Origin of the sequence: Oceanisphaera pacifica (genome assembly GCF_017498065.1) — a bacterium.
GTDB classification, from domain to species: Bacteria; Pseudomonadota; Gammaproteobacteria; order Enterobacterales; family Aeromonadaceae; genus Oceanimonas; species Oceanimonas pacifica.
In genome coordinates, this window is sequence record NZ_JAGDFX010000005.1 from 115,187 (window position 1) to 128,575 (window position 13,389).

Annotated in this window: 12 protein-coding genes; 5 read left to right on the plus strand and 7 right to left on the minus strand. The window is 46.8% G+C overall.

Annotated features, from left to right (window positions below):
• Positions 1-92: 92 nt before the first annotated feature.
• Genes J3U76_RS05650 through J3U76_RS05660 form a run of 3 tightly spaced genes read left to right on the plus strand, consistent with a single transcriptional unit; the run spans position 93 to position 2,337 of the window.
• On the plus strand, positions 93-1,166 hold the full coding sequence (locus tag J3U76_RS05650; RefSeq protein ID WP_208004944.1) for a hypothetical protein: 1,074 nt from the start codon (positions 93-95) through the stop codon (positions 1,164-1,166).
• Between the two features lie 17 nt (positions 1,167-1,183).
• Entirely contained in the window at positions 1,184-1,630 is a 447-nt protein-coding gene (locus tag J3U76_RS05655; protein ID WP_208004945.1) for a hypothetical protein, read from the plus strand.
• Entirely contained in the window at positions 1,630-2,337 is a 708-nt protein-coding gene (locus J3U76_RS05660; protein WP_208004946.1) for a hypothetical protein, read from the plus strand. The genes J3U76_RS05655 and J3U76_RS05660 overlap by 1 nt, the downstream gene beginning before the upstream one ends.
• Positions 2,338-2,570: 233 nt before the next feature.
• On the opposite strand, the gene J3U76_RS05665 is transcribed toward J3U76_RS05660, so the two are convergent.
• The 4 genes from J3U76_RS05665 to guaB form a co-directional block, all read right to left on the minus strand.
• Positions 2,571-2,900 carry a HigA family addiction module antitoxin gene (locus J3U76_RS05665; RefSeq protein ID WP_208004947.1) on the minus strand — a complete coding sequence of 110 codons (330 nt, stop codon included), beginning with the start codon at positions 2,898-2,900 and terminating at the stop codon, positions 2,571-2,573.
• 38 nt (positions 2,901-2,938) lie between these two features.
• Positions 2,939-3,232, minus strand: a complete 294-nt coding sequence (locus tag J3U76_RS05670; protein WP_208004948.1) for a type II toxin-antitoxin system RelE/ParE family toxin — start codon at positions 3,230-3,232, stop codon at positions 2,939-2,941.
• Positions 3,233-3,475: 243 nt separating this feature from the next.
• A complete protein-coding gene (gene guaA / locus J3U76_RS05675; RefSeq protein WP_208004949.1) occupies positions 3,476-5,053 on the minus strand; it encodes a glutamine-hydrolyzing GMP synthase in 1,578 nt (525 codons plus the stop codon).
• Positions 5,054-5,153: 100 nt separating this feature from the next.
• On the minus strand, positions 5,154-6,617 hold the full coding sequence (gene guaB, locus J3U76_RS05680; RefSeq protein WP_208004950.1) for an IMP dehydrogenase: 1,464 nt from the start codon (positions 6,615-6,617) through the stop codon (positions 5,154-5,156).
• Positions 6,618-6,774: 157 nt separating this feature from the next.
• Here guaB and xseA point away from each other — a divergent pair, with 157 nt between their 5' ends.
• A complete protein-coding gene (xseA, locus tag J3U76_RS05685; protein WP_208004951.1) occupies positions 6,775-8,103 on the plus strand; it encodes an exodeoxyribonuclease VII large subunit in 1,329 nt (442 codons plus the stop codon).
• Between the two features lie 134 nt (positions 8,104-8,237).
• Positions 8,238-9,299 (plus strand): transporter substrate-binding domain-containing protein, encoded by a 1,062-nt coding sequence (locus J3U76_RS05690; protein ID WP_208004952.1) that lies wholly within the window; start codon positions 8,238-8,240, stop codon positions 9,297-9,299.
• A 185-nt stretch (positions 9,300-9,484) separates the two neighbouring features.
• On the opposite strand, the gene J3U76_RS05695 is transcribed toward J3U76_RS05690, so the two are convergent.
• From J3U76_RS05695 to sucC, 3 genes are all read right to left on the minus strand, one after another.
• The gene (locus J3U76_RS05695) at positions 9,485-11,098 is read right to left on the minus strand and encodes a methyl-accepting chemotaxis protein (protein WP_208004953.1); all 1,614 of its coding nucleotides are present in this window, start codon (positions 11,096-11,098) and stop codon (positions 9,485-9,487) included.
• Between the two features lie 214 nt (positions 11,099-11,312).
• Entirely contained in the window at positions 11,313-12,185 is an 873-nt protein-coding gene (gene sucD / locus J3U76_RS05700; protein ID WP_208004954.1) for a succinate--CoA ligase subunit alpha, read from the minus strand.
• Positions 12,186-12,189: 4 nt separating this feature from the next.
• On the minus strand, positions 12,190-13,356 hold the full coding sequence (gene sucC, locus J3U76_RS05705; protein ID WP_208004955.1) for an ADP-forming succinate--CoA ligase subunit beta: 1,167 nt from the start codon (positions 13,354-13,356) through the stop codon (positions 12,190-12,192).
• Between the last annotated feature and the right edge of the window lie 33 nt (positions 13,357-13,389).

Sequence of the window (13,389 nt, forward strand, 5' to 3'; positions counted from 1 at the left end):
AAAAGCTAACCAACTAACATGGGTGTCTAGTTAGCTTTGGCTAAACGTGATAGCTTCGACTGTTATTATCGGTAGTAACCAGAAGGACTTATATGCCAACATCATACGGACATCAACTTGACACTCTGCTAGAGAGATTCAACTTTCACTTTACCAAAAGTCAGATAAAGCAGGTGATGGCGACGAAATCTCGGTCAAAAGATGACTTCAAGAATGATGTGTTGACTGGTATTGCCGGTAATCAAGACTTAAAAAACAAAATTAATGAGCTAGGGTTATTGGCCTTACAGTTGGACACTAGACAAGTTGAAGTATTCAACATCAATGTTGATGCTACTAAAGCAGCTTTAGACTCACTGTTTACAACAGTTCAACTCACAACAGAAGCTTTGATTAATGACGCATTTCCATTTCCTATCGAGAATAAATCTAGGCTAACAGCCCTAAGAACAGGAACGGTCTACCCAGTGTTGGCAGATACTGTGACTATGGGAACTGACCTATACAATCGACTAGTTGTGTGTACTGTCGTTGATAAAGAAGTCGAAGAACCAGTTCCGGCAGCTCACCTTTCGCAAACAGGTCAGCAATGCCAGAATGATGACATCACATACACGATGAAGCGCAAGATCCGTACGCAGCTATTTCATGTGGTTTACTGGTGTTCCGATCTTTCTCAGCTAATCTTATCTGTAGATCGAAACGTATTGTCTTTAACTGCCACTCAAGATCAGCTATTTGCTTTGAGACAGTTTTTAATGACAAAAGGTGTTGACTCGGGTAACGCAACTAACGTGTTTGGTGCTATCGAGCCACTATACAACGCAGCTGATGGCTATGTCACAAAGCTTGGTCATGTGACCACAGACGGTAACCCTGTACGTATCCCACTTAAGAGCAAGCAAAAGTGCCTTAAGGAAGACCACTACCACCAAGCAGGTGAGGGTGGCGGTCACGTCCACGCGAAGTTTGCTGTAGCTAAGAAATGGGAGTTTAAGGTCGACGATACTACTCGTACCGTTGACATCGAAATTGGACTAATGGGGCAGCCTAAAATGCTAGACACTGCTCAACCATTGACAGATTTTTCGATCAACAAATCAAAAAGACTCGAAGACTTGAGCTTTGCGATTGATAAAGTATTATCCCACGTCCCGAATCCGTAATAACTCGGCTAAAGAATATGAATAATGCAGCTCAAGTGAAAGAATTGTTAGAGGAACTGGTGAGGTCAACAGACTCACCAGTCTATGCTGTATGCGAACAAATAGTTTCGTACCTAAAGCATCATCCACAGCAACGCAATTTAACCATTGGTGGCTTACGAGCTGCATTGAAGCGTTCAGCTCAAGAGGACAATGTGCTAATACAGAGTGCATTTACGTTAGTAGGTCACCCATTCCAAGCTCTTGAAGTACGTTATAAGCTTTACGACGAACAGATTGAAGATGTTCTAGAAGAATTAGACCATTCGACATACATGCAAGCCGTATCAGTACAGCACTTTATTGATGATGATGGTAATGACATTGCCATTGATGACCTTAATGCCCGAATTTTCCCATACTTCATTAACCTCTCTAGGCAGGATGAAGAGGTGCGAGTTCAAGCTTCGATGAGGCAGTATTAATGTCTGACCTTATGAATGCGCTAGTTCCTGCTGGTAACAGCATGAAAGATTTGCTGTCCATTTCAGCAGAGTTGGCGGATGTGCTTAATCGCAGAACACCAGCGTCTTATGATGTGTTTGTAAAGCAAATCGACAAAGATCTTAACAACATCATCAGTGTAACAGAGTCGGGTAGACAGCATCACTTAGAAAAGGGTGAGGATGCGATTACAGAACATATCATTGTTCAGTTAAAGCGTGATTACTCATCTGTTCATCACGATGCACAACACGGTGGTCACTGCGATATTTACATCGAAACCAAAGGTTCCGATGGAAGTCTGTACAAGTGGATTATGGAAGCCAAGCTTTGGAAAGGCTTTGACTATGTCTACGGTGGCTTAGATAAGCAATTGCTCGGTAGTTATGCCGTTGGTGGTATAAATAACTGCAAGGGCGGTATGATTTTCTACTCTCAGATTGCTAGTGGTGCATCTTATGCAATGGAAGAATGGCATCAAGGCTTGGAAGCTAAAGGCATTGCAATCAATAACAAGCGTGAAGACGGCTTGAGATTTGATACTGATCATAAGCTTAATGGCGGCACTGGATCTGATTTTTACGTGAATCATTATTGTGTCGATTTATACCACGCACCAACAGAAGCCAAGCTAGAAAAGGCCAAAGCCAAAGCAGACAGTAAACGACGTAAAACCAATCGTGCTTGAAGCGGCCAGCCTGTTTTGAAATACCTCCATTTTGTCGGCAATGGCTTTTATCCTCGGGCCGTGTCCGGTGTTGTGCAGCCTCTGGCCCAAAAAATAGAAAGTAAGCATCACAGAGGGAACTAGGTAGGGCTAAAAGTAAGGCGTTACAATATGAACACAAAAGAAACAGTAGAGAGTCGTGGAGCACGATGTTGCCTTTTATCTATCAGCATGTGAAGGTCAACTATTAGGTCTTAACCAGCGGCAGTGCTTCCATCTTCTAGGTGCGGCTTTACTCGGCGCACATTCTTGGCTTCTTGTTCATAGGCCCTGTGCCTTACGTCCCAGATTTCTACGGCATGCTGAATGTTGAGCCAAAACTCTGGGGTATTGCCCAATGCTGCAGCAAGCTTGATAGCCATAGGTGCAGTAAGTGTGCCTTTGTCGTGCACAATGCGACTCAAGGTATTTCTGTGCACGCCCATGGCGTCTGCCAGCTCGCTGATTTCGATGTTCATGGGTTCCAGAAATTCCATCACCAGCATTTGACCAACGGTTACTGGCCGACGTTTTGTATTTCTCATAATTTCATACCTCCAAACATGCTCCAACACACGCTTAACTAGCCCTTGTACGCATGTGGGTCTAAGTACGTATCCTGGGCGACGCCTTCTTGCCAACGAAAAATCAGTCGATATTGCTTGGTGACGCGGATGGAGCACCATCCGGACAAGTTACCCTGCAAATGCTCAAACCGATTACCTGGCGGAACCCTCAAGTCGGATTCCTGTGTGGCTGCATCCAGGATCTGTAGCTTCCTAAAGAGCGCACTTTCGATGGTGCTGGGTATCTTTTTGTAACTCTGATCGTCTTCGTAAAAGGCTTCTAGCCATGTGTCTTTAAATTCAATTGCCATAGTGCCTAATCACTTTTTACTTATTTTATGCACAACATCGTTATGCGTCAAGGTTGGTAAAAACAAGAGTCGGTCTGTTACGTGACAGTCATCTACGTACAATCGCCCTACTTCTTTACTGATCGAGGCAGCGACTATCTTTACCATCAGACACCGTCATAGCATAGAACAATCGTTAAGCACAAAAAGGGGCGCCTAAGCGCCCCTTTGTCATTTACAGCTTGCCTTATTCAGGCTTGCTGATTATTCCCACTCGATAGTCGCAGGTGGCTTGCCTGAGATATCGTAAACGACGCGAGAAATGCCTTCAATTTCGTTGATAATACGATTAGAGACATGACCTAAGAAGTCGTAAGGCAAGTGTGCCCAGTGTGCAGTCATAAAGTCGATGGTTTCTACGGCGCGTAGTGATACTACCCAGTCGTATTTACGAGCATCGCCCATTACACCCACAGAGCGTACTGGCAAGAATACAGTGAAAGCTTGGCTGACTTTGTTATACAAGTCGTGCTTGTGCAGCTCTTCAATAAAGATAGCATCGGCACGGCGCAGCAGATCACAATACTCTTTTTTCACCTCACCCAATACGCGCACACCTAAGCCAGGCCCTGGGAAAGGATGGCGATAGAGCATGTCGTATGGCAGGCCAAGTTCTAGACCAATGCGGCGCACTTCGTCTTTAAACAACTCTTTTAGCGGTTCAACCAGACCCATTTCCATGTCTTCTGGTAGGCCACCAACGTTGTGGTGAGATTTAATTACGTGTGCTTTACCCGTACCGGCGCCAGCAGACTCAATAATGTCTGGGTAAATAGTTCCCTGAGCTAACCATTTCACGTCTTTGATCTTGCTGGCTTCGCCGTCAAATACTTCAATAAACACACGGCCAATGATCTTACGCTTAGCTTCTGGCTCATCTTCACCGGCTAGAGCCGATAAGAAACGGTCTTCTGCGGGAACGTGAATAATGTTTAGGCCAAATTTATCACCAAACATTTCCATCACTTGATCGGCTTCGTTTAAACGCAATAATCCGTTATCAACGAAGACACAAGTCAGCTGTGAGCCAATTGCTCGGTGCAACAGCATAGCGGTCACAGACGAGTCAACGCCGCCCGACAAACCTAGTAACACTTTGTCGTTGCCGACTTGCTCACGAATGCGCTCAACCGCGTCATCAATAATGGTCGCGGGCGTCCACAGTGCTTCACAACCACAAGCATCACGAACAAAGTGCTCTAACATGCGTGAGCCTTGGCGCGTGTGGGTGACTTCTGGGTGAAACTGTAAGCCATAAAACTTACGCTCTTCATCAGCCATCGCGGCAAAGGGGCAGCTGGCGGTTTGAGCTGTTTTTTCAAACCCGTCTGGCAAGGCCACAACCTTGTCGCCATGACTCATCCATACGTCTAGCAATGGTTGGCCGCTATTATCAATGGCATCTTCAATATTGGTTAGCAAGCCACTGTTAGCCACGCGTTGTACTTGGGCATACCCAAATTCGCGCTGTTTAGACCCAGCAACCGACCCACCCAGTTGCTCTGCCATGGTCTGCATACCATAGCAAATACCCAATACCGGCACGCCTGCTTCAAATACATACTGTGGCGCTCTAGGGCTATTAGGCTCGGTAACGGACTCGGGACCACCAGACAAAATAATGCCATTGGGCTTAAAGTCGCGAATTTTTTCTTCCGTTACGTCCCATGCCCACAGCTCACAATAAACACCCAACTCCCGAACGCGGCGGGCAACCAGTTGCGTGTATTGTGAACCGAAATCTAGGATCAGGATCCGGTTATCATGAATATTATTGGTCATCGTTTTCCTACTCATTGCGTCTTGTCTTAGTACAAGGCCACCTAAAAACGGCGGCAATAGAAAACGGGGGAAGGCTCCCCCGTTGACTGCATTTTTTGGATTAACCTAACCGGTAGTTAGGGGCTTCCTTGGTGATAGTAACATCGTGCACGTGTGACTCTTGAATACCTGCGCCAGATATCTTAACAAATTCTGCTTTGGTGCGCAGACAATCTATGGTTGCGCTGCCTGTTAAGCCCATGGCACTGCGTAAACCGCCCATTTGCTGATGGATTACTTCTTTTAACTTACCTTTGTAAGGAACGCGACCTTCAATGCCTTCCGGTACTAATTTATCGGCGGCATTGTCCGTTTGAAAGTAACGGTCGCTTGAACCTTTACTCATGGCGCCTAAGGATCCCATACCACGGTACGACTTAAAAGAGCGACCTTGGAATAATTCTATTTCACCGGGAGATTCTTCGGTTCCGGCAAACATAGAGCCCATCATGACGCAGTTTGCGCCGGCGGCTAAGGCTTTAGAAATATCACCAGAAAAGCGAATGCCACCATCGGCAATCACAGGCACATCTAAGTCTTTAAGCGCTTCAACGGCATCGGCCACCGCCGTAATTTGCGGCACACCACAACCGGTGACAATACGGGTGGTACAAATAGAGCCGGGGCCAATGCCCACTTTAACGGCACTGGCGCCTGCTTTAGCTAACGCTAGCGCCCCAGCCGCCGTGGCAACGTTACCACCCACAATGGCTAAGTCAGGAAAGGCTTGACGGGTTTCACGAATGCGCTCGAGTACGCCTTCTGAGTGTCCATGTGAAGAGTCGATAAGCAAAACATCTAACCCAGCATCCACTAAGGCTTGAATGCGCTCTTCGTTACCTGGTGCGGCACCTACAGCGGCACCAACACGTAAGCGACCTTGGGAATCTTTACAGGCGTCGGGTTTACTTTCCGCTTTTTGGAAGTCTTTGGCACTGATCATGCCGGTCAGCTGGCCTTGATTGTTCACCACTAGCACTTTTTCTATGCGGTGTTGCTGCATCAGCGCTTGTACATTGTCTCGTGAAGCACCGCTACCAACGGTAACTAAGCGATCTTTTTGGGTCATCACTTGTTCAACACGCTTGCTCATGTCTTGCACAAAGCGCATATCTCGGCTGGTAATAATGCCCACTAAATCGCCATTAGCAGTCACAACCGGATAACCGGCAAAGCCGTTAATGCGAGTTTGTTCACGCACTTCACCAATGGTCATGTCTGGACGAACGGTAATGGGATCAGACACCATGCCGCTTTCAAATTTTTTCACTTTGCGTACTTGCGCCGCTTGGGCTTCTATAGACATGTTTTTATGGATAAAACCAATGCCGCCCTCTTGGGCTAAGGCGATAGCTAAGCCAGCTTCGGTAATGGTGTCCATGGCAGCAGAAACAATGGGGATATTAAGCGTAATGTCTTTTGTTAAGCGGGTGCGTAAATCAGCCGTGTTCGGCAGTACAGAAGAATGGGCAGGAACTAGCAGTACATCGTCGAAAGTTAAGGCGTCTTGTTTAATCCTAAGCATTGCAATATTCACCATAGTTGGGGGGTAAAAATATTGCAGTAGAATTTTAGGCATGTTGGCCCTTGGGGTAAAGCTATTTTTGTTATTTTGTTGAATTAAGCGCAAAATAGCGCTAAAACGCTTACCCTTTACACAAAAGTACTCATCAGAGGCCATTTTGCAGCAAGATAAGTCAACAAACGTCTATACCGTCACTCGGCTAAACCGACAGGCTCGCTTATTGCTTGAAGGTGAAATGAATAAGGTGGCATTAAGTGGAGAAATTTCTAACTTAGCCACCCCCAGTTCAGGGCATTGGTACTTTTCTGTTAAAGATAATCAGTCTCAGCTGCGTTGTGCCATGTTTCGTGGTAATAACCAACGCGTGGCATTTCGTCCGAAAAACGGCGATCAGGTACTGATTGTTGGCAAAATCACCCTTTATGAACCAAGAGGTGATTATCAGCTAGTGGCCAGTACCATGACAGCGGCTGGCGATGGCCTACTTAAACAACAATATGAAGCCCTTAAGCAGCAATTAACGGCTGAGGGGCTATTTGATACTGAGCGCAAACAACCCTTACCGCCCCACCCAACACGGGTGGGCATTATTAGCTCCCCTACCGGCGCGGCTCTACAAGATATTTTAACTGTGCTGGCACGCCGTGCTCCGCATATACAGGTCATTATTTACCCAAGCCAAGTACAAGGTGAGCAGGCGCCTAATCAGTTAATATCGGCCTTAGCCGTGGCTAATCGGCGCAATGAAACCGATCTCTTAATTGTAGCGCGCGGTGGCGGCGCATTAGAAGATTTATGGGGCTTTAATAACGAGCAGTTAGTGCGCGCCATTAGCGCCTCGCAGTTACCAGTAGTCAGCGCCGTCGGCCATGAGGTCGACTTTACCTTAACGGATTTTGTGGCCGATTTGCGTGCGCCCACCCCTTCTGCCGCAGCAGAGCTGATTAGTCGCGATGCACAAGCCCAGCAAATGCAATATCAGGAATGGCAACAGCGCCTGCAACAGGCTAAGCGCCGTTACCTCACACAGCTCAGCCAACAGCTTGCTCGCCTAAATGCGCGGTTACAATTACAAAACCCACGCCAGCAGCTGCAACAGCAGACGCAACAATTAGATCAGCTACAAGCCCGCTTGCAGCGCGCTGTTATGCAACGCCTAGCCCATGCACAACAGCGCCTAGGCCATAATAAGCTACGTTTGCAACACCAGCACCCTGCCACACAATTACAACAGCGCCGCACTCAACTGGCAGAGTTACAGCAACGCCTAAGCGCGCAATTAAAAACTAAAATGGATGAGCGGGCTCATCAATTAGCAATTGCCAGCACACGCCTTAATGCCATGAGCCCACTTGCCACTCTTTCGCGAGGCTATAGCATTACATTGCATCAAGAAAGCGTATTAACCAGCACCAAGCAAGTGAATAGCGGCGATACTATTACCACACGCCTTGCCGATGGTGAGCTAATTAGCCGCGTTGAGTAAATAACCGCCATTAAGAGCCATATTGGTTGCCCTTTATAATTCAAACTGAATTATAAATTTACCTATTCCACATCGAAAAGTGGGTATTTTTAACTATTATTACCACTGAAACAAGCCAACACTAAGGCCAAACTATGCTAAAAAAAATCACCTTTTATACCTTATTGCTGATTGCTGGATTAAGTAGTCAGGTTCAGGCGCAAGCGCCACTAAAAATTGGTATTACTGAAGTGCCCCCCTTTGTTATGAAAACCGAAGACGGCCGTTGGGAGGGCATTAGCATTGAGTTATGGGAAGACATAGCACAAGGCATGGAACGCGAGTATGAATGGCAGCCCATGGCCTTTGGCGAGCTATTAGATGCGGTAGAAGCCGGAGATATTGATGTGGCGGTGGGGGCGTTAACCATGACCGCCGATCGCGATGCTCGATTTGACTTTACGCATCCTTTTTATCAAACCGGACTCTCTATCGCGATTCCTAAAGTGCCAGAAAATACCATTTTTAGCAGTATAAAAGCTTTTTTAAGCTGGCAGTTTTTAAGCGTGGTATTAGGTCTTGCCGCCTTATTATTAGGTGCAGGCTTTTTATTATGGCTGGCCGAGCGTCGCCATAACCCAGAGCAATTTGGTGGCTCTGCGGCACAAGGCATTGGCGCCAGCTTTTGGTGGGCCGCCGTTACTATGACCACAGTCGGCTACGGTGACAAAGCACCCACCTCATTCGCTGGCCGTGTAATTGGTTTGGTATGGATGTTTGCCGGCATGATAGTGGTGGCCAGTTTTACCGCGGCAATAACCAGCTCGTTAACGGTTAATAATTTGCGAGTAGGAATTCAAAGTGCAAATGACTTACCAGGTAAGTTAGTGGCCACCATTAATGAGACTGCCAGCCAGCGTTATTTAGAAGAAGAGCGGATTCGCTATCAGCTTTACCCCAATTTAACTGCTGCTATAGAGTCGGTAAGTAAAGGCGAAACCGACGCCATTGTGTATGACCGTGCCTTGATGCTGTATCGAAATATGCAGCAAAACAGCCCATTAACAGTACTGCCGGGGGTGTTTGATAAACAGCTTTATGCCTTGGCGCTGCCCGATGGTAGCCCGATTAGAGCGCAAATATCTCAGCAAGTATTAAGGGTAACTGAAGCAGACAGCTGGGCTGATGTTCGTGCTAACTATTTAGGGAAAGAGTAAGCCTTAAAAATAGCTGTCAGCGATAAGCTAGAAGCCTGAAAAATAAAACACATGTATTTCTTCTCGCTTTCAGCTTCAAGCTTATTGCCCTTTACCGTCTTTCAACATAAAAACACCGAGCTTATTAGGCTCGGTGTTTTTATGTTAGCTAATGCTTAGCACCGGACACAGGTGCTTGTTTAGGCTTAGTTTTGCAAGCGGTAGTGATTGATCATGTCCTCTAACACCTTACATTCTTCCACTAACTGCAAGCTGGCTTTGGCCGCCGCAGTGGATTGCATTAAGGTCTCACCTGAAGAGTCACGCACCCGCGTAATATTGTAACTTACCTCAGCACACACAGAGCTTTGCTCGTTAGACGAGGTAGCCACTAACGCATTTAACTCATTAATGCGCTGCACCTGCTCTACTATGTCTTGTAAAGACGCCATGGCGGCTTGGGTGCTAGACACACTGCTCACCGCTTGCCCTTCTGCCTTTTCAATGGCCAATACCGCTTCTTTAGCTTCGCTTTGTAGTAAGTGGATCATGTCGGTAATTTCTTGTGCCGATTGCTGAGTGCGCAATGATAGCGTACGCACTTCATCGGCCACCACTGCAAAGCCTCGGCCTGACTCTCCCGCCCGTGCCGCTTCAATGGCGGCGTTAAGCGCCAGCAAATTGGTTTGCTCAGCAATGCCTTTGATCATATCCATAACATGGTCTACTTGGTTACAGCGATCATCTAAGGTACGCACCACACGGTCAATACGGCCAATTTCACCACTCAGCTCTTCTATGCCCGCCACGGCCACTTGCGCTTGCTCATTGGCGGTCATGGCAAAGGTATTACTTTGTTCAGAAGTTTCGGCAGTGAGTCGCGCATTTTCTCGCACTTCTTGCGCTGAAGCTTCCATTTCATTAACGGCTGTGGCAATGAGTGCGGTTTCTTGATCTTGGGCTTTTACCGAACTGTCTGTTTGTTCCGCCCCTTGTTGAATTTGATCCGCCGCACTATAAATTCGCCCGGTTACTTCTTGTACTTCCCGCAAGCTATGTTGAAAGCTGCTGAGCATGCCATTAACCGACACCACCAAGCCACCCAGTTCATCGTTACCCATGGGTACTAGGCGTGATGTTAAATCGCGATTTTTGGAAAACTCTTGTAGGCGCTGACTAATATTCAAAATCGGATTTTTAAGATAATGATTTTGAATTAACCATAATAAAATACCGGCTAATAACATCACCACTAATAATACGCCGCCAAGACGCAAGTTATTATTATGAATTTGGCCAAAGGTATCACTTAAGTCATAACTAATACGCACCGCGCCCATTACCGTGCCTTCATCCACCACATGACATTGTAAACAGGCCGTGCCTCTATATTCTTTAAATGCTTTATAAGGTTTAACTAAAGTAAGGCTGGGGATTTTATCATCTAAGTGTAAATCTAATACGGTTTCGCCTTGTTCAATGGCTCGTCGGTCAAGATCGTCCTCTATGCCCTGATCCGCAGCACCTGGGCCAAAGATATTACTCACAGCCGGCGCACGTATGACCCGAGCTTGTTGAATGCCCAGCTCTTCTTGCACTTTATCTTGTACTATTTTCCGCTTATGGATCACGCCGTTTTCCATAAGCACATTGAGCTGATCCATATACAGATTAGCGGTCGTTTCTATTTTCTCTTCTGCTAATGTTAACACCAAGGTACGTTGCAATTTGGTAGATACAATAAAGCACAAGATAAATACCAAAATAAATGTCACTAGAAGCGGAATAATAATCTTCCAGTTTAAAGAAAGGTTGCGCATTATTTTTAATCTCAGATAACATTACAGTAAGTCATTCTAAAATAAACAAAATGTTAATAAACATCAATAATTAGATTAATTGATCTAGATCATGCGATAAAGCGAACTTTTTTAAAGGCATCCCGACAAAAGAGAAACGCCCCATACTGTTTAACAGTATGGGGCGTTAACATTAACTGGCAGCTAAAAACTTAGTACAGTCGAAAACCTGTACTTACCAGCCGGTCACTTCACGCAGTGCACTGCCAATATCGGCCAGTGAACGCACGGTTTTAACACCGGCATCTTCTAATGCCGCAAACTTTTCATCTGCTGTGCCTTTACCACCCGAGATAATAGCGCCGGCATGGCCCATGCGCTTACCTGCAGGCGCCGTTACACCGGCAATATAAGACACCACAGGTTTAGTGACATGTTCTTTAATGTACGCCGCGGCTTCTTCTTCGGCGGTGCCACCAATTTCCCCGATCATTACAATGGCTTCGGTGCCGGGATCTTTTTCGAACAACTCAAGAATATCGATAAAGTTAGCACCGGGAATAGGGTCGCCACCAATACCGATACAGCTCGATTGGCCAAAGCCTTCATCTGTAGTTTGCTTTACCGCTTCATAGGTCAAGGTGCCAGAGCGCGAGATAATGCCCACTCGCCCTTTGCGGTGAATGTCACCGGGCATAATACCAATTTTGCACTCACCGGGCGTGATCACCCCAGGGCAGTTTGGGCCAATCATGCGCACGCCGGTTTGCTCTAGCTTCACTTTGACCTCCAGCATATCCAGTGTTGGAATGCCCTCGGTAATGGTCACAATCAGCTCGATGCCGGCATCTATGGCTTCTAAAATCGCATCTTTACAAAAAGGCGCCGGCACATAAATCACAGTGGCGGTGGCACCGGTGGCCTCTACCGCTTCGCGCACGGTATTAAAGACTGGCAAGCCTAAATGAGTAGTGCCGCCTTTGCCGGGTGAAACGCCGCCCACCATTTGCGTGCCATATTCAATGGCTTGCTCAGAATGAAAGGTGCCCTGACCGCCAGTAAAGCCTTGGCAAATCACTTTGGTGTCTTTATTAATCAAAATGCTCATGCAATTATTTCTCCTGTGCGGCGTTAACCACGCGCTTGGCGGCATCACTCAAGCTAGTAGCAGCAATAATATTCAGGCCAGACTCAGCCAGCTTGGCCGTGCCTGCTTCGGCATTATTGCCTTCAAGGCGTACCACCACGGGTACTGTTACGCCGACTTCTTTTACCGCACCAATAATACCGTCGGCAATCATGTCGCAACGCACAATGCCGCCAAAAATATTGACCAACACGGCTTTTACGTTATCGTCAGAGAGAATAATTTTAAAGGCTTCGGTTACACGCTCTTTAGTGGCACCGCCACCGACATCTAAGAAGTTAGCCGGCTCACCGCCATTAAGGTTAACAATGTCCATGGTGCCCATGGCCAGACCTGCGCCATTAACCATGCATCCAATATTACCGTCTAGCGCCACATAGTTAAGCTCCCATTTGGCAGCATGGGCTTCGCGGGCATCGTCTTGAGAGGCATCGTGCATGTCTTGCAGCTCGGCTTGGCGATACATGGCATTAGAGTCCACATTCACTTTGCCGTCTAGGCATAATAAATCGCCTTCTTTGGTGATCACCAAAGGGTTCACTTCTAGCAAAGCAAAGTCTCGGTCTAGAAACATCTGTGCCAAGCCTAAATAAATCTGGGTAAACTGTTTAATTTGCTTACCTTCAAGCCCCAATTTAAAGGCTAATTCACGGCCCTGATATGCCTGTGGTCCTACTAATGGATCTATGGCAGCCTTGTGAATAAGCTCTGGGGTTTCTTGTGCTACTTTTTCTATTTCTACCCCGCCTTCGGTGGATGCCATAAAGACGACACGGCGGCTAGCGCGATCGACCACAGCCCCTAAGTAGAGCTCTTTATCTATGCTGCTACAAGCTTCTACCAAAATTTTAGCCACCGGCTGCCCTTTGGCATCGGTTTGATAGGTCACAAGATGTTTACCTAGCCAAAACTCGGCAAACTCTCTTATCTCGTCTTTTGTTTTTGCCAGCTTAACACCGCCCGCCTTACCTCGGCCGCCGGCATGAACCTGGCATTTAACTACCCACATACTTCCGCCAAGTTTGCTGGCGGCTTCCACTGCTTCCTGTGGATTGTCACATGCATAGCCTTCTGATACGGGCAAACCGTAGTCAGCAAACAGTTTCTTTGCCTGATATTCATGCAAATTCATGTTGTGTTTCCATTTTGTTGGGGTTCAGAGGAA

What these genes read in the sequence shown, in the direction of transcription:
- guaB (WP_208004950.1), bottom strand. Translation starts at nt 6,617, where the DNA reads ATGCTTAGGATTAAACAAGACGCCTTAACTTTCGACGATGTACTGCTA.
- J3U76_RS05690 (WP_208004952.1), top strand. Translation starts at nt 8,238, where the DNA reads ATGCTAAAAAAAATCACCTTTTATACCTTATTGCTGATTGCTGGATTA.
- guaA (WP_208004949.1), bottom strand. Translation starts at nt 5,053, where the DNA reads ATGACCAATAATATTCATGATAACCGGATCCTGATCCTAGATTTCGGT.
- sucC (WP_208004955.1), bottom strand. Translation starts at nt 13,356, where the DNA reads ATGAATTTGCATGAATATCAGGCAAAGAAACTGTTTGCTGACTACGGT.
- sucD (WP_208004954.1), bottom strand. Translation starts at nt 12,185, where the DNA reads ATGAGCATTTTGATTAATAAAGACACCAAAGTGATTTGCCAAGGCTTT.
- J3U76_RS05670 (WP_208004948.1), bottom strand. Translation starts at nt 3,232, where the DNA reads ATGGCAATTGAATTTAAAGACACATGGCTAGAAGCCTTTTACGAAGAC.
- J3U76_RS05650 (WP_208004944.1), top strand. Translation starts at nt 93, where the DNA reads ATGCCAACATCATACGGACATCAACTTGACACTCTGCTAGAGAGATTC.
- J3U76_RS05655 (WP_208004945.1), top strand. Translation starts at nt 1,184, where the DNA reads ATGAATAATGCAGCTCAAGTGAAAGAATTGTTAGAGGAACTGGTGAGG.
- J3U76_RS05665 (WP_208004947.1), bottom strand. Translation starts at nt 2,900, where the DNA reads ATGAGAAATACAAAACGTCGGCCAGTAACCGTTGGTCAAATGCTGGTG.
- J3U76_RS05660 (WP_208004946.1), top strand. Translation starts at nt 1,630, where the DNA reads ATGTCTGACCTTATGAATGCGCTAGTTCCTGCTGGTAACAGCATGAAA.
- J3U76_RS05695 (WP_208004953.1), bottom strand. Translation starts at nt 11,098, where the DNA reads ATGCGCAACCTTTCTTTAAACTGGAAGATTATTATTCCGCTTCTAGTG.